Origin of the sequence: Pseudomonas sp. TWP3-2 (assembly GCF_049897765.1) — a bacterium.
Classification (GTDB): Bacteria; Pseudomonadota; Gammaproteobacteria; order Pseudomonadales; family Pseudomonadaceae; genus Aquipseudomonas.
Genome location: NZ_JAFCWW010000004.1, coordinates 80,223 through 95,310 on the forward strand (window position 1 = coordinate 80,223; position 15,088 = coordinate 95,310).

The following is a 15,088-nucleotide window of genomic DNA, read 5'->3' on the forward strand; positions in this document are numbered from 1 at the left end:
TACTCTGGCGCATGACTTTTGACTCCCCCCTAAGCGCCTGGCAACACGCCATCGACCAGAAAGGCTTCGTCCAGGACGAAGCTCAGGAACATGCAGTCTGGGCGCTGCAAAAATGCCATGAAGCCTTGCACGCCGGTGCCCGTTCGGTCACCGGCGTTTACTTGTGGGGCCCGGTCGGGCGCGGCAAGACCTGGCTGATGGATCAGTTCTATCAGAGCCTGCGTGTGCCGGCGCGGCGTCAGCACTTTCATCACTTCATGGGCTGGGTGCATCAGCGCTCGTTCCAGTTGACCGGGATTGCCGATCCGCTGCGCGCGCTCGCCCGCGAGCTGGCGGCAGAAGTGCGCGTGCTGTGCTTCGATGAGTTGTTCGTCAATGACATCGGCGACGCGATCATCCTCGGCCGACTGTTTCAGGTGATGTTCGACCAAGGCGTGGTGGTGGTCTGCACTTCCAATCTGCCGCCGGATCAGCTGTATGCCGACGGCTTCAACCGTGACCGCTTCGTCCCGGCGATTGCCGCGATTGAAAAGCACATGCAAGTGGTCGCGGTGAACGGCGCCGAGGATCATCGGCTGCATCCGGGTGTGATCGAACAGCGCTACTGGGTGGCGACACCGGGCGCGGGCAGTGCGCTGGAGCCGATATTCCAGACGCTCACGGCGGGGCAAACCTCGAGTGCCGAACCGGTGCCGGTCGGCTACCGTTCCCTGAACGTGGTGCGCGCCAGTGACGCGGTGCTGTGGTGCCGTTACGCCGACCTGTGCGAGCAACCGTTCGCCGCCATGGACTTCATCGCGCTGTGCGACCGTTACCGGACTATTCTGTTGAGCGAGTTGCCCAACCTGAGTGCGCAGAAACGCGAAGGGCGCATCGCTCGGGGCACCGAGGATGGCGCTGAACGGGTAGTGGCTGGCGACCGCGAACTGCCGCAATTGTCGGTTCACGATGACGGCGTACGCCGGTTTATCGCGCTGGTCGACGAGTGTTACGACCGCAAGGTGCCGCTGTACATCGAAGCCCAGGTGCCGATGGACGCGTTGTACACCGAGGGTTATCTGGAATTCCCGTTCCGCCGCACCCTCAGCCGTTTGCAGGAGATGCAGCTGCAACGTTTCGCCGAAGACTGAAAGCAAGGAGGGCGCCACATGCCGCAGCCACTGTCGCATCATCTGCTGACCATGGCCTACCAGAACGCCTGGGCCAATCATCGACTGGCCAAGGCGTGGAATCAGCTCAGTGACGTGGAACTGGCAGCGCCCAGAGTCAGCTTCTTCCCGAGCATCCGCCTGACGCTCAATCACATCCTCACCTGCGACTGGTTCTACGTCGACGCGCTGGAACGCGAGTTGCGCGGCGACGAACCACATCCCGATTGCTATGTGTTTTTCAACATTGACGAGCCGTTTACCGAAGCCGCGGCGCTACAAAGTGAACAGGCCCACGTCGACCGCCGATTGATCGCCTATTGCGAACAGATGCGCGACAGCGAGCTGCCACGCCTGGTCACCATCGCGCGCGACACGCCGCAACACGACAGCCGTTTGCGCATGCTCTCGCATCTGTTCGAGCATCAGCTGCACCATCGCGGCCAGGTGCACGCGATGCTTAGCGGCACCTCGGTCAAACCGCCGCAACTGGATGAGTTTTTCTGTGTCGGCGAGGCTGCACTGCGTGCCGAGGATTTCGCTGAATTGGGCTGGACTGAAGAATTGGTCTGGGGCCACTGACAAACGGTCGTCAGGCGCGGTAAGGTCTGTCGGCCTATCAGCGCGTATCGAGCGCGCCGGGGCCCATGCGTTAGAGGTTGGAAATGGATTCCGCTGAGATACTCGTGTTGCAAGCCAGTTACACCAATCCAGTGCATGCCGAAGCCATCGGCGTGGTGCTCAATCATTACGCTGAAGACCCGTTTGGCGGCGGTCATTCGCTGGCGCCTGAGCTGCTGCAACGGCTGCCGGAGGAGCTGGCCAAGCGGCCGCATGCCTTCAGTGTTCTGGCATTCGTCGGTGGTGAGCCGGCGGGGCTGGTGAACTGTTTCGAAGGGTTTTCGACGTTTGCCTGCAAGCCGCTGGTCAACGTGCATGACCTGGCCGTAGTGAGCAAGTTTCGCGGCTTGGGACTGAGTCAGAAGATGCTGGAAAAAGTCGAAGAGATCGCCCGCCAACGCGGCTGCTGCAAGATCACTCTGGAAGTGCTCGAAGGTAACGCCGTGGCTCAGGGTTCTTATGCCAAGTTCGGCTTTGCGGCGGGCATGTTCGACCCGGAGCACGGGCGCATGCTGTTCTGGATCAAGAATCTGCAGGCATAAAAAAGGCGCCCCAGAAGGGCGCCAAACTGTCATCTCCGAGGCCAGAGCGGAGCCATCGAAGGTTCATCGGTAAAGCGTTTCAATCAGGTCGGTAGGACTCGGTCACTTGGGCGGTCTGGTCGTCCGGAACCCGTAGCTCACTGGCTCTGCTGTCAGTCTGGGTTTGCGCGGAATGGACCGGGAAGTTTTCCCAGTGATGTCGCATGCGCTCGGCGCCGCCTTCAGCGAAAGCGCTGGCCGATGCGAGGGTGAGTAGACCGGCAAGGATTGCAGTCGTGGTTTTCATGGTGCCTCCTACGAAAAAATGTCGGAGCCTTTCGTCCATGAATCAAGGTCTCGGGGCGCAGTGTCCGCCGAGGGCATTAACTCGGGGTTAATGCCCGTTCAGTGTAGGTTTTACTGATTGTTTCCTACGGAAACCGGACGAACGCCGCGCGCGCAGGGCGAGGCGAGGCGAGGCTTAGAGCTTCCAGTCGAGACTCAGCGTGACGGTGCGCGGATCGCCCCAGAACACGCCGTTGTAGAAGCCGACGTTGTCGTAGTACTTCTTGTCGAACAGGTTGTCGACGTTCAGCGAAGCCGACAGGTGTTTGTCGAATTCATACCGCGACATCAGCTTGACCACGGTGTAGGCGTCCTGACTGATGCGCGCGCGTTCGGTGATGATCCGCCCGTTGGCGCCACGCCCGACCGGGCGGCTGGAATTGCCGTAGACGTCACTTTGCCAATTCACCGCGCCGCCTACCGTCAGTGCGCGCCAGTTGCCCGGCAGGCGATAAGCCGTGGACAGACGCAGCATGTTCAGCGGCTGATTGGTGTTGCTGCGCTGTTTCTCGCCGTTGGCCGAGTGGGTGTAGGTGTACCCGGCAGTCATGTTCCAGCCGTCGAGCACTTCGCCGGAGACTTCGGCTTCGAAGCCGTTGACCTTGTTGCCCTTGCCACCGGATTTGTAGAACTCCTCGCCCGTCACCGGGTCCGGCGCCACCGAGTCGTCGACTTCGGCGACGTTGTCCTGCTTGCTCCAGAACACCGCTGTTGACAGATTCAGACGCTCCTCCAGCAGGCTGCCCTTGAGACCCACTTCATAGTTGCTGCCGACAATGGGATCGAGGTATTTGCGACTGGCGTCTCGCTGCTCCTGAGGATTGAAAATGTCGGTGTAGCTGACATACGCGGTGTACTCGGGCGTCAGGTCATAAAGCAGACCGGCGTAAGGCGTCCACATGTCGTTGTGTTGCTGGCGGGTGGTTTCGACGCCGCTCAGTTGCAGGTTGGCGTTGTAGCTGTTGTCGGTTTTCGAGCCTTCCCAGCTGCCGTAACGGCTGCCGAGCACCGCGTGCAGGTCATCGGTGAAACTCAGGCGCGTCGCCAGATAGCCGGCCTTCTGCCGCGTGCTGGCTTTGGAGCCGGTCAGGCCCGTGACCGTATCCGGAAATTTGGCGATGTCGCCCATGTATTTCCAGTCGCGAATCTGACCGTAACCCGCCGGCACCGGCCCATCGACGGTGTACGGAGAGTTCTCGCGGCGCTCGGCTTCACCGTAGCCGAACATCAATTCGTGCTCACGACCGAACAGCGAGTAGGGACCGGCCAGATTGAAGTCGTAAGCCTTCATGCTTTGATCGCCGATCATGTGGCCCATGTAGGCGCTCATGCCGCTGCGGTCAGCTTCGGGGAAACCGCCACCGCCGTAGTAGGTCTTGCCGTCGCTGTCGCTTTTGCGATGGGTGTACGCGGCTTTCAGATGCCAGCCAGCGGCCAGTTGCTGATCCAGCGTGGCGAATGCGGTTTTGTCGCGCAGCGGCCAGGAACTCCAGGACGTGGCCATGTTGGTCGAGCGGCCCAGGCCAGCCTTGCCACCCTCGGCATTCCAGTACGGAATCGTGCCCCACGCGGTGCCCTGCACCTGTTTGTCCTGATAGTCGTAACCCACCGCCAACACTGTGCTGTCGGTCAAATCGGCTTCGAGAATCCCGTAACCGACCTCGCGCTGCTGCGCATAGTGGTCGCGAATCGACTTGCTGTCGCGATAGGCCAGCACACTGCGCCCGCGCAACCGACCGTCGAACGCCAGTGGCCCGCCGACGTCCACGTAGCTGTAGTAATCGTCGTAACTGCCGCCGCTGGCTCCGGCCAGCGCCTGCAACTGGGCAGTGGGGCGCTTGCGCACCATGTTGATGGTGGCCGACGGATCACCCGCGCCAGTGGTCAGGCCGGTCGCGCCGCGGACCACTTCGATGCGGTCGTAGATGATCGTGTCGGAGTCAGATTTCATGCGGCTGAAGGTATTGAGCATGCCATCGATCTGGAAGTTGTCGATCTCGTAACCCCGTGATGAATAGCTCACGCGATCCGAATCCAGATGCTGGACGACGATGCCGGTGGTCTGGCTCATGGCCTCGGACAATGTCCCGAGTTTGAAATCGTCCATCTGCTGGCGCGTGACCACAGACACCGACTGCGGGGTTTCCTTGATCGACAGGTTCAGCCGCGTTGCGCTGTTCATGGCGCCGGTGGTGTAGGCGTCGGTGTTTTCGGTGGTGGTGCCAAGCCCTTGGGCGGTGACGCTGGTGGACGCCAGTTCCAGCGCCGGGGCCGCTGGCTCCTGGCGTTTTTCGGCGTCGGTTTCAGCCAGCAACTCAGGGCTCAGCGCAGCGCTGCACAGGCCGAGGGTCAGGGTCATGGAACGGGTGATGGGCGCGAACATCGCAGCCGACTCCTTGTCTTCGAGGGAAAAATTCCGTTTGTTCAAAGACGAAGCGTATGGATGCGATTTAGTATCAAACGAGAAATATTGTTATTTCTGTGTGTCGCGCAAGCGTAAAAAAAGGCCGTTTCCGGCCTCTTTTTGAGTTACTGCTGAACCACCGAAGTGGTCGCTTCAGCAGGCGGTTTAGGCTTCATCAAGCTGAAGTCGATCAACGGCCGCTGCTGACGCTCATAGGGGTTGCCGATCATCAACGGACGTGGCTTGAAGCTGTCGCTGACCAGGCTTTTGCTGTGGTCCAGTTCATCGAAACTCAAACCGGCCATGTCCGCCCAGGTGTGAATCAGATGCGAGCTGCTGTACGGTCGGCTCAGGTCGCCAGCGAAGCTCCAGTCATGGTTTTCGCGCCATTTCGGCGAGGCCCAGGCCATGAACGGAATGGTGTACATCGGCGCGGTCGGTTTGTTTTCGTTACGGCCCAGCGTGTTATGGCCGACCGAATCGAACACGTCTTCACCGTGATCGGAGAGGTACAACAGGAAACCGTTCGGATCGGACTTGGCGTAATCCTTGATCAGGCTCGACACCACGAAGTCGTTGTACAACACGGCATTGTCGTAGCTGTTGTAAGTCGGCACTTGATCGTCACGCACACCGGCCGGCACACCCTGGCGATCCTTGAACTTGTCGAAGCTCGGCGGATAGCGGTACTGGTAGCTCATGTGCGTACCGAGCAAATGCACGACGATCAGTTTGCGCTCGGCCGGATCGGTCAGGGCCTTGTTGAACGGCTCGATCACATCGCCGTCGTACTGCGCGGCGTTCTGATTGCGGTTGTTGTTCAGATACACCTGCTCGTCGGCCTGTTCGGAGAAGGTCGTGAGCATGGTGTTGCGCTTGGTCATGGTCTGCTGGTTGGTGATCCAGAAGGTCTTGTAACCCGCCTGTTTCATCATGCTCACCAGCGACGGCGTCGACAGGTACAGATCGGGATTTTCTTCGTCAGCGAAGGTCAGCACCTGTTGCAGCGCTTCGATCGTATACGGGCGCGGGGTGATGACGTTATCGAACACCGACAACTGATCCTTGAGCTTGTCCAGCTCAGGAGTGGTGTTACGCGGATAGCCATAAAGGCTCATGCGCTGACGGTTGGTCGATTCGCCGATCACCAGCACCAGCGTCGCAGGCTGATTGGCGCCGGCGTCCTTGAGGTTGTGCAGCGGCGGGATCTTGCTCGCGCTGTGCAACATGCCCTGCATGTCGGCCAGCGTGTCGAGGTAGCGGTGGTAGGCCACGGCCATCTGCCACGGCACGGCGGGCTCGATGCGGGTTTCGAACTTCTCGAAACCGCCGGCGAGGCTGCCGGTGCGCATGGTTTGCTTGATCAGCGGATAACCGACCACAGCCAGCAGAATTGCCATCGCGGCGACAAACGCTTGACCACGGGGCAGGTACACCGGGCGCAGGCGGGTCCACAGGAAATACGCGAATGCAGTGTGCGCGAGGAACGCCGGAATCATCCACCAGGCGAAGTACTGAGTCATGTATTCGCCAGCTTCGGAGATGTTCGACTCGAACATGATGAAGATGACGCTTTGCGAAAATTCCTGCTGATAGATAAAGAAGTAGCCGAGGCTGGCCATGGAGCAGGCCCACAACACCACACCGATCACTGCCGCCATCAGGCGCGTGCGTTTCGGGAACAGCAGCATCGGCGCGAGCCAGACGGCGCTCATCACGAACGCCTGACGGAAACCGGTGAACCCTGAGGTGCCGGTCAACTGGATCAGTAGCTGGGTGATGCCGGAGAAGTACCAGAAGAACACGAACAGCCAGAGAAACCCGGCCCAGTCGAAACCCGTCGCAGTCGTTTTGCTGCGTTTGAACAATGCCATTCAGCACTCCAGCTCAATCGTCACACCTACCGCCGGACGCGTCCGGAAAACCAGAGCATGAAGCCGACGAACGAAGGCCGAGCGCATACGCCCGGCCAGAATGCGCCAGAGTATCGAAAAGCGAGTGTGAAAACTTTGTTAGTTGTCGAAAATTGCCAAGCGTGCAGCATGTCGGGAACAGCGTCGGCGGTTCCCGAAGCGGGCGGGGAGATCAGGCGTGTGGCGCGCGCTGTACGCGCGGCAAGGGCTGCGGTTGCGCGCCTTGGGTCAGCTGGCGCAGTTGCGCAAGTTCGTGCTTGAGTTGATCGCGTTCATCTTTCAACTGACGCAATTCATCGCGACGGATGGTGACGTACAGAGTTTGTGGCTGGATTGCTGTGTGTACTGTGCCCATTGCTCACCTCGCAAATGGATTGTCTCAACTGTAGATCAGCCCCGATTTCGGGTGCTGACATACTATCGGCCACGATTTTGATTTCTTTTGCCCATGAATGGAACTTTTTTATTTCTCATGGTCGGTGTGTCTTCGGCACGATTCCCGACGTTATCTGTCTGGATCGGGCACAATGCCCGGAAACTTCACCCCAGTGCTCTGGACTAACCTCCATTAGTCGCGTTGGGCTATAACCTTTGACACACTTTTATTTGTAGTAAGGAGCATCAGCACATGCAACTCGGGATTATTGGACTGGGCCGCATGGGCGGCAATATTGCACGGCGTCTGATGCTCAACGGTCATTCCACCGTTGTGTTCGACCGCAATACCGCCTTTGTCGAGACCCTGGCCGCCGAGGGCGCCACCGGCGTCGCTGATCTACCCGGCCTGATCGCCGGCCTGGCCAAACCGCGTGCGGTGTGGGTCATGCTGCCGGCCGGCGCGCCGACCGAAGACACCATCGAAACCCTGAGCAATCTGCTTGAAGCCGGCGACACCATCATCGACGGCGGCAACACCAACTATAAGGACGACATCCGTCGCGCGAAAACCCTGGCCGAGAAGGGCCTGCACTACATCGACGTCGGCACCTCCGGCGGTGTCTGGGGCCTCGAGCGCGGTTACTGCATGATGATCGGCGGCGATGCCGAGACCGTGCAGCGTCTGGATCCGCTGTTCGCCGCGCTGGCTCCGGGCATGGGCGACATTCCGCGCACCAAGGACCGCAAGTCCGATGACCAGCGCGCCGAGCACGGCTACATCCACGCCGGCCCGGCCGGTGCCGGGCACTTCGTCAAGATGATCCACAACGGCATCGAGTACGGCATGATGGCCGCCTTCGCCGAAGGCTTCGACATCCTCAAGACCAAGTCCAGCGAGCGCTTGCCGGAAGATCAGCGTTTCGACCTGAACGTGGCCGACATCGCCGAAGTCTGGCGTCGTGGCAGCGTGGTTTCGTCGTGGTTGCTCGACCTGACCGCTGACGCGCTGGCCAGCGATCCGAAACTCGACGGTTTCTCAGGTTCGGTAGCCGACAGCGGCGAAGGTCAATGGACTATTGAAGCGGCGATGGAGCAAGCGGTGCCGGTTCCGGTGCTGTCGAACTCGCTGTTCTCCCGCTACCGCTCGCGTGGCCAAGGCACCTTTGGCGACAAGATTCTCTCGGCCCAGCGCTTTGGCTTCGGCGGCCATGTGGAGACACCAAAAAAATGACCCACACGATCCGCAGGAAATCCAAGGCAGACCCCGCGCCACCGACCACGCTGTTTCTGTTCGGCGCCCACGGTGATCTGGTCAAGCGCTTGCTCATGCCGGCGCTGTACAACCTGAGTCGCGACGGCCTGCTCGACGATGGCCTGCGGATCATCGGCGTTGACCACAACGCTATTACCGATGAAGCGTTCGCGCAAAAGCTCGAAGACTTCATCCGTACCGAAGCGGCGGCGAAGGTCGGCAAGGGCGATCAGATTCTTGATCCGGCCTTGTGGGCCAAGCTCGCCAAAGGCATCAGCTACGTTCAGGGCGACTTTCTGGACGACAGCACTTATTCAGCGCTGGCGGCGAAAATCGCCGACAGCGGCACCGGCAATGCGGTGTTCTACCTGGCCACCGCGCCACGGTTCTTCAGCGAAGTGGTGCGCCGTCTCGGCAGCGCCGGTCTGCTCGAAGAAACCCCCGAAGCGTTCCGCAGGGTAGTGATCGAAAAACCGTTCGGCTCCGACTTGCAGACGGCGGAAGCGTTGAACGCCTGCCTGCTCAAAGTCATGTCGGAGAAGCAGATCTACCGGATCGATCACTATCTGGGCAAGGAAACCGTGCAGAACATTCTGGTCAGCCGGTTCTCCAACAGCCTGTTCGAAGCGTTCTGGAACAATCACTACATCGACCACGTACAAATCACCGCCGCCGAAACCGTCGGCGTCGAAACCCGTGGCAGTTTTTACGAACACACCGGTGCTCTGCGTGACATGGTGCCCAATCACCTGTTCCAGTTGCTGGCGATGGTCGCGATGGAACCGCCGGCCGCATTCGGCGCCGATGCAGTACGCGGCGAGAAGGCCAAAGTGGTCGGCGCGATCCGCCCATGGACCACCGAAGAAGCGCGCGCCAACTCGGTGCGCGGTCAGTACAGCGCCGGTGAAGTCGGCGGCAAATCTCTGCCCGGTTATCGCGAAGAAACCAACGTGTCTCCCGACAGCACCACGGAAACCTACGTCGCACTGAAAGTCATGATCGACAACTGGCGCTGGGTCGGCGTGCCGTTCTACCTGCGCACCGGCAAGCGCATGAGCGTGCGTGATACCGAGATCGTCATCTGCTTCAAACCGGCGCCGTATGCGCAGTTCCGCGATACCGAGGTCGATGAGCTGCAACCGACCTACCTGCGCATTCAGATCCAGCCCAACGAAGGCATGTGGTTCGACCTGTTGGCCAAACGGCCGGGGCCGGCACTGAACATGGCCAACATCGAACTGGGTTTCGCCTACAAGGATTTCTTCGAAATGCAGCCGTCGACCGGCTACGAAACCTTGATCTACGACTGCCTGACCGGTGATCAGACGCTGTTCCAGCGCGCCGACAACATTGAGAACGGCTGGCGCGCAGTGCAGCCGTTCCTCGATGCCTGGCAGCAGGATGCGAGCGTGCAGACCTACGCCGCCGGTGACGATGGCCCGCAAGCCGCCGATGAACTGCTGACTCGCGATGGTCGCGTCTGGCATGGTCTCGGATGAGCGAACCGATCCGTTTTCTGCTCAGCGACATGGACGGCACGCTGTTGCTGCCCGATCACAGCCTCAGCCAGCGCACGATTGATGCGGTGCGTTCGTTGCGTGAGGCGGGCGTGTTGTTCAGCCTCGCCACCGGGCGTCCACCGAAAGCCATGCTGCAGCAGATCGAAGCCTTGGGCGTTGATCTGCCGACGGCGGCGTTCAACGGCGGGACCATCGTCAATCCGGATGGCAGTCTGTTAGCCGCTCATTATTTGCCGGCGACCGCAGCGCTGACCGCATTGGCGCTGTTCGCCGATAAACCTGAGGTGGAAATCTGGGTATTCAGCGGCGGCGACTGGCTGCTGAAAGATCCGCACGGGCCGATGGTGCCGCGCGAGCAGCACGGTCTCGGTTATCCGCCGGTGGTGGTCGACAGCTTCGAGCCGTACCTTGAGCGCATCGACAAGATCGTTGCGACCAGCAACAACACCGATCTGCTGATCGAACTAGAGGCGCAGCTATTGCCCAAAGTCGAAGGCCAGGCGCAGGTGTCGCGTTCGCAACCGGTTTATCTGGATGTGACGGCACTGGAAGCGAACAAGGGCAGCGCACTGGCGACCATTGCCAGACATCTCGGCATCCCGCTGGCGCAGACTGCAGCGATTGGTGATGGCGGCAACGACCCGGCAATGTTCCATTGCGCCGGGCTGTCGATTGCCATGGGCCAGGCAGAGGACACGGTCAAGCGTCAGGCCGATGTGGTCACTGGCTCCAATACCGAAGACGGCGTGGCGCAAGCGATCGAGAAATACATCCTCCCGCGCTGACACCACACAAAACCATTGTGGGAGCCGGGTATATCTGCAAGAGATTGGTCGGCTCGGAGGCCGCCATCGCTGGCAAGCCAGCTCCCACAGGGTTGAGGTCCACCCGAAAACCGCACTTCGCTTCTAACCACTCAACACAATGAGCGTTAGCTCGAGTACCGCTCTTGATCTCGAGCGCCCGTCGGCAGGCTGAGTGGAGGGAGTGATCCGGGGTGGGAGCGCAGCGACCGTTCGACGAAGTCGAACACATCGAGAGGAGGTGCAGCGCAGCAAACCGGAGGCGATGCCCCCGGATCGGTCCCGGAGCGAAGGAACCCGAGCCACAGCGAGGGCCGAACGTCAGGGTAAAGCCTTTTGGGTTACCTTTTCGGCGTTTGGAAAAGGTGACCCGCCGTCAGGGCGGAACCCTAAGCAGCCATCACAGCTAGCTCCCAAAGCTGTATCGGGTGTATCTACAGCCAGTAACTCACGCCATACCAGCCCAGCAACCCCATCACCACGGTGTACGGCAACGCCATCCACACCATGCGCCCGTAAGACAAGCGCACCAGCGGCGCAATCGCCGACGTCAGCAGAAACAGAAACGCCGCCTGACCATTCGGTGTGGCCACGCTCGGCAAGTTGGTGCCGGTGTTGATCGCAATCGCCAGCGTTTCGAAGTGCTCGCGGCTCATGTGGCCAGACACAAATGCCTGTTTGACTTCGGTGATGTAAATCGTCGCAACGAAGACGTTGTCGCTGATCGCCGATAGCAACCCGTTGGCAATGAACAGCATCCCCGGTTGCTGATCCGCCGGCAGCGCCAACACCCACTGGATCAACGGCACGAACAGTTGTTGATCGTGGATCACTGCCACCACCGCAAAAAACACCACCAGCAGCGAGGTAAACGGCATGGCGTCCTTGAACGCATTGCCGAGGCGATGCTCGTCGGTGATCCCGGTAAACGCCGTGATCAACACAATCACCATCAGCCCGATCAATCCGACTTCAGCGACGTGAAGCGCAAGCCCGACAATCAGGATCAGCGCCGCCAGACCCTGCACCACCAGAGCAGCACGTTGGCGTGGGGTGCGTTCGGCGTTGTCTTCAGCGGCGTAGTTGGCCAGCACGCTGCGCACGTTGTCCGGCAGCAAGGTGCCGTAACCGAACCAGCGCAGTTTCTCCAGCAGCACGCAGGTGATCAGACCGGCGACGAGCACCGGCAGCGAGACCGGCGCAACTTTCAGAAAAAATTCGGCGAAGTGCCAACCCATTTCATGGCCGATCAGCAGGTTTTGCGGCTCACCGACCAGGGTGCACACACCGCCGAGCGCTGTGCCGACCGCGCCGTGCATCAACAGGCTGCGCAGGAAGGCGCGGAATTGCTCAAGGTCTGCATGATGCAACTTCGGCAGGTGCTGATCGTCGCTGAATTCGCTGTCCTGACGCGGGTCGTTGCCGGACGCCACGCGGTGGTACACCGAGTAGAAGCCGACCGCTGCGCTGATGATCACGGCGGTGACGGTCAGTGCATCGAGAAATGCCGAGAGAAACGCCGATAGAAAGCAGAACATCAGCGCCAGCAGCGCTTTCGAGCGCACGCCGAGCAACAAGCGCGAGAACAGAAACAGCAGCAGGTCCTTCATGAAGTAAATGCCGGCGACCATGAACATCAGCAGCAGGATCACCGGGAAGTTGTGCTGCAACTCTTCGTACAGGGCTTGCGGCGTGGTCATTTTCAGCAGCAGCGCTTCGATCAGCAGCAGGCCGCCGGGCATCAGCGGGTAGCACTTGAGCGCCATCGCCAGGGTGAAAATGAACTCGATCACCAGCAGCCAGCCGGCGGCGACCGGGCCGGCGGTCCACATCACCAGCGCATTGAGGATCAGAAACCCGACGATGCACGCCTTGTACCAGCGCGGCGAGTGCCCGAGAAAGTTGTGCGCGAAGGCCTGGGCCATTGAACCGGACATCGGCTGCTCCTTGTTTTAAGAAGCGCGCAAGTTGCCGTAAGCGCCGCGGAAGATCAAGTGTGGGAAGTTTCTGATTATTGATTCAGATATCGCGCTACGACGGCCCGGTACTTTCCATCAAGCGAGTAACCGCCAACCAGAATCCCGCCTGATGCCTGCACAGCCAGCGAAGTGGCGGTATCCAGACTGCGGCCCAGGCGCGTGCGTAACCAGCCACGGGCCTCGGCGAACTGCGGATCCAGCCGGCCATTGGGCAAATATCGCGCGACAACAAAATCAGCCTCGACACCGCCGATAGTTGCGCCCACAGTGACGATGCGACCATCACCCATGCGTTGCGCGGCGGTCCATTGGCAGCCGCTGGGGCCGATGTCCAGCAGGTGCGGCTGACCATTGTTATGGTGCAAATCGGGGCGGCCGTTAGTGTGAACGGCCAGCGCCATACAGCGAATCGGATCCCGGCTGCTGCCAAAGCACTGCAGATGCCCGGCAGATTCCACTACTTGACTGACTTGAGCACTTTGACCGTTGGCTTTAAACGCCATGAAGCCGTCCACGGCAAAACGTTGATCAAGTTGCCCATCAGGCAGATAGCGCGCTAACAGACCTTGTTGCGGAAAGTCGATAGAACCTGCCACCACAATCCGCCCGTCGTTTTGCAGGGTCAGGCTGCCGAGCCAGGTATTGAGCAATAGATGGCGAATCATCACGAAGCCGCGGCCGTTGAAGGCTGGATCAAGTTGGCCATCCGCTGTCAGGCGAATCAGCATGCCGACCTGGTCGGAAAAATCGTAATGATGGTTGGCGATCAATAAAACCCGACCGTCATTCTGAACCGCGCAATCGCACGCTTCGGCACCGGGAACGCCCGGTGGCAACCACGGATCGCGAGACCCCATGGACAGGTCGCCGGGCAGGCGGACGATTTGCACGCCATTGTCGCCAAAACTTGTATCCGGCCGGCCGCAAGCGTCGAACATGGCGAGGGCGGGCAGGGTGCGCCGGTCGTTTTGGTAGTGCAGGCCCACCAACAGAATGCGTCCGTCGGGCAGCACCTGGACTTTGCCACCGGTGGCTTCGAAGCCTGGGGCAAACTGGTCGATCACACTGCCGTGCACGCCGAAGCTCAAGTCCGCCGAACCATCCTCTAACAGGCGCGCCAGACCAAAATGGCTGCCGTCAGCCATTGCGACTTTGGCGGCTACCAGCACTCGCCCTTGTGCATCCAGGGCCAGGCCTTGCGTCATGCTCGATGTGCTGTCGGCAAAATACACCTGAGCCAGGCCATGGTTGGCAAAGTCCGGGTCAAGTTGTCCGCTGTCGGTGGCGAGTGTCGGTAGCGCAAAGGCGTTCCGGGATGGCATGCATGCTTCTCCTTGCAAGTTGACCTGCGCCCGGGGCCGGGCGGGTAACTGCATGAGCGAAACATTCAACCTCTGAATCAGCGCCAGTACAACTGACAGAAATAACAGGTGGAGGGTCGCACTGTGCCAGAACAGTGTCTTTTGGAACCAGTTGCAAGCCTGCCAAGTACTTCGTCGATAAAAGCACTGGCGCAAGTTGTACAACGTGCGGCGGGGTATAGGTTTTTTCTAACGGGCAATAAAAAAGCGGATGACTCGAAAGTCATCCGCTTTGGTTTGAATCAATGTGGCATCGACCACGATTGCAGCAAGTAACCGTCTTCGCTCAGTTCGGCGCGAGCCTGTTGCAACAGCAGTTCAAGCTGAGCCGGATCGGAGTAAGCGCTGCTCGGGATTTGCGTACGGCCGATGTGCGAGTTAGTCCGGTCGATAACGGTCAGGCTTAGTTCGCCGTTGCCGTCTTGTGGCGCCCAAGCCACGCATTGGTAGGGTTTGAACGCGTGGTTGGCAATCAAAAGAGCTTCGTTGATACGGAGCGGGGCGGTCATGGGATCTTCTCTCTAATAGTGCCCAATCAAGTGATGTGCCGTCGGTTGGGCTTACCGTTCGGCTGGTTACTTGTACTGATGCACGCAACCCGGTGATGGGTCACACAAGATTCGAAGAAATTTGTTTTTTCTTTCACGCCCTCAGCTTTAAGACAGCTATTGAAAGGCTGGTGAAAGATTCAAGTCGATAGCTAACTAATAAACCCGCTGCTTATAACTGCTTGAGTTGTACGCCTATAAGCAATCGATACAAGGCGCCGTCAAATTCTTGCTAATGTTACAGCCAGGTCTGCCAAATGACTGTTTTTACAATCATTTCTTTTAATTTGGCGCC

13 protein-coding genes are annotated in these 15,088 nt (G+C 59.7%); 6 read left to right on the forward strand and 7 right to left on the reverse strand.

Translation table 11 applies throughout. The features are described 5' to 3' along the window. Window positions 1–11: 11 nt before the first annotated feature. The 3 genes from zapE to ACP7EE_RS07995 all read left to right on the forward strand — a co-directional run bounded on the left by zapE (window position 12) and on the right by ACP7EE_RS07995 (window position 2,311). Complete coding sequence (gene zapE / locus ACP7EE_RS07985; RefSeq protein ID WP_426234134.1) at window positions 12–1,130, forward strand: cell division protein ZapE; 1,119 nt, start codon at window positions 12–14, stop codon at window positions 1,128–1,130. Between the two features lie 18 nt (window positions 1,131–1,148). Next, entirely contained in the window at window positions 1,149–1,730 is a 582-nt protein-coding gene (locus ACP7EE_RS07990; protein ID WP_426200899.1) for a DinB family protein, read from the forward strand. A gap of 83 nt (window positions 1,731–1,813) precedes the next feature. Further along, window positions 1,814–2,311: a GNAT family N-acetyltransferase gene (locus ACP7EE_RS07995; protein WP_426234135.1), complete on the forward strand. Its 498-nt coding sequence runs from the start codon at window positions 1,814–1,816 to the stop codon at window positions 2,309–2,311. Between the two features lie 79 nt (window positions 2,312–2,390). On the opposite strand, the gene ACP7EE_RS08000 is transcribed toward ACP7EE_RS07995, so the two are convergent. The 4 genes from ACP7EE_RS08000 to ACP7EE_RS08015 all read right to left on the reverse strand — a co-directional run bounded on the left by ACP7EE_RS08000 (window position 2,391) and on the right by ACP7EE_RS08015 (window position 7,307). Further along, the gene (locus ACP7EE_RS08000; protein ID WP_420649855.1) at window positions 2,391–2,597 is read right to left on the reverse strand and encodes a hypothetical protein; all 207 of its coding nucleotides are present in this window, start codon (window positions 2,595–2,597) and stop codon (window positions 2,391–2,393) included. A gap of 174 nt (window positions 2,598–2,771) precedes the next feature. After that, window positions 2,772–5,018 (reverse strand): TonB-dependent siderophore receptor, encoded by a 2,247-nt coding sequence (locus ACP7EE_RS08005; protein ID WP_426234136.1) that lies wholly within the window; start codon window positions 5,016–5,018, stop codon window positions 2,772–2,774. A 146-nt stretch (window positions 5,019–5,164) separates the two neighbouring features. Beyond that, on the reverse strand, window positions 5,165–6,913 hold the full coding sequence (locus tag ACP7EE_RS08010) for a phosphoethanolamine transferase CptA (RefSeq protein WP_420649853.1): 1,749 nt from the start codon (window positions 6,911–6,913) through the stop codon (window positions 5,165–5,167). A gap of 211 nt (window positions 6,914–7,124) precedes the next feature. Beyond that, window positions 7,125–7,307 carry a DUF6026 family protein gene (locus ACP7EE_RS08015; RefSeq protein ID WP_420649852.1) on the reverse strand — a complete coding sequence of 61 codons (183 nt, stop codon included), beginning with the start codon at window positions 7,305–7,307 and terminating at the stop codon, window positions 7,125–7,127. A gap of 273 nt (window positions 7,308–7,580) precedes the next feature. Between ACP7EE_RS08015 and gnd the strand changes: the two genes are divergently transcribed. Genes gnd through ACP7EE_RS08030 form a run of 3 tightly spaced genes read left to right on the forward strand, consistent with a single transcriptional unit; the run spans window position 7,581 to window position 10,887 of the window. After that, the gene (gene gnd / locus ACP7EE_RS08020; RefSeq protein WP_426234137.1) at window positions 7,581–8,561 is read left to right on the forward strand and encodes a phosphogluconate dehydrogenase (NAD(+)-dependent, decarboxylating); all 981 of its coding nucleotides are present in this window, start codon (window positions 7,581–7,583) and stop codon (window positions 8,559–8,561) included. Beyond that, entirely contained in the window at window positions 8,558–10,081 is a 1,524-nt protein-coding gene (zwf, locus tag ACP7EE_RS08025; protein ID WP_426234138.1) for a glucose-6-phosphate dehydrogenase, read from the forward strand. The genes gnd and zwf overlap by 4 nt, the downstream gene beginning before the upstream one ends. Next, window positions 10,078–10,887, forward strand: coding sequence for an HAD family hydrolase (locus tag ACP7EE_RS08030; protein WP_426234139.1), 810 nt, complete (start codon window positions 10,078–10,080; stop codon window positions 10,885–10,887). Before zwf ends, ACP7EE_RS08030 begins: the two co-directional genes overlap by 4 nt. Before the next feature lie 452 nt (window positions 10,888–11,339). Here the strand turns inward: ACP7EE_RS08030 and nhaB are convergent, their stop codons facing one another. The 3 genes from nhaB to ACP7EE_RS08045 all read right to left on the reverse strand — a co-directional run bounded on the left by nhaB (window position 11,340) and on the right by ACP7EE_RS08045 (window position 14,754). Further along, window positions 11,340–12,842 carry a sodium/proton antiporter NhaB gene (gene nhaB / locus ACP7EE_RS08035; RefSeq protein ID WP_426234140.1) on the reverse strand — a complete coding sequence of 501 codons (1,503 nt, stop codon included), beginning with the start codon at window positions 12,840–12,842 and terminating at the stop codon, window positions 11,340–11,342. 74 nt (window positions 12,843–12,916) lie between these two features. Beyond that, window positions 12,917–14,206 carry a hypothetical protein gene (locus ACP7EE_RS08040; RefSeq protein ID WP_426234141.1) on the reverse strand — a complete coding sequence of 430 codons (1,290 nt, stop codon included), beginning with the start codon at window positions 14,204–14,206 and terminating at the stop codon, window positions 12,917–12,919. 281 nt (window positions 14,207–14,487) lie between these two features. Continuing rightward, a complete protein-coding gene (locus ACP7EE_RS08045; protein ID WP_420649846.1) occupies window positions 14,488–14,754 on the reverse strand; it encodes a hypothetical protein in 267 nt (88 codons plus the stop codon). Window positions 14,755–15,088 lie beyond the last annotated feature (334 nt).

Excerpts from the sequence above, each read along its gene's own strand:
- zapE (WP_426234134.1), top strand. The coding sequence starts at position 12 with ATGACTTTTGACTCCCCCCTAAGCGCCTGGCAACACGCCATCGACCAG.
- ACP7EE_RS08040 (WP_426234141.1), bottom strand. The coding sequence starts at position 14,206 with ATGCCATCCCGGAACGCCTTTGCGCTACCGACACTCGCCACCGACAGC.
- ACP7EE_RS08000 (WP_420649855.1), bottom strand. The coding sequence starts at position 2,597 with ATGAAAACCACGACTGCAATCCTTGCCGGTCTACTCACCCTCGCATCG.
- gnd (WP_426234137.1), top strand. The coding sequence starts at position 7,581 with ATGCAACTCGGGATTATTGGACTGGGCCGCATGGGCGGCAATATTGCA.
- zwf (WP_426234138.1), top strand. The coding sequence starts at position 8,558 with ATGACCCACACGATCCGCAGGAAATCCAAGGCAGACCCCGCGCCACCG.
- ACP7EE_RS08045 (WP_420649846.1), bottom strand. The coding sequence starts at position 14,754 with ATGACCGCCCCGCTCCGTATCAACGAAGCTCTTTTGATTGCCAACCAC.
- ACP7EE_RS08005 (WP_426234136.1), bottom strand. The coding sequence starts at position 5,018 with ATGTTCGCGCCCATCACCCGTTCCATGACCCTGACCCTCGGCCTGTGC.
- ACP7EE_RS07995 (WP_426234135.1), top strand. The coding sequence starts at position 1,814 with ATGGATTCCGCTGAGATACTCGTGTTGCAAGCCAGTTACACCAATCCA.
- ACP7EE_RS07990 (WP_426200899.1), top strand. The coding sequence starts at position 1,149 with ATGCCGCAGCCACTGTCGCATCATCTGCTGACCATGGCCTACCAGAAC.
- nhaB (WP_426234140.1), bottom strand. The coding sequence starts at position 12,842 with ATGTCCGGTTCAATGGCCCAGGCCTTCGCGCACAACTTTCTCGGGCAC.
- ACP7EE_RS08010 (WP_420649853.1), bottom strand. The coding sequence starts at position 6,913 with ATGGCATTGTTCAAACGCAGCAAAACGACTGCGACGGGTTTCGACTGG.
- ACP7EE_RS08015 (WP_420649852.1), bottom strand. The coding sequence starts at position 7,307 with ATGGGCACAGTACACACAGCAATCCAGCCACAAACTCTGTACGTCACC.
- ACP7EE_RS08030 (WP_426234139.1), top strand. The coding sequence starts at position 10,078 with ATGAGCGAACCGATCCGTTTTCTGCTCAGCGACATGGACGGCACGCTG.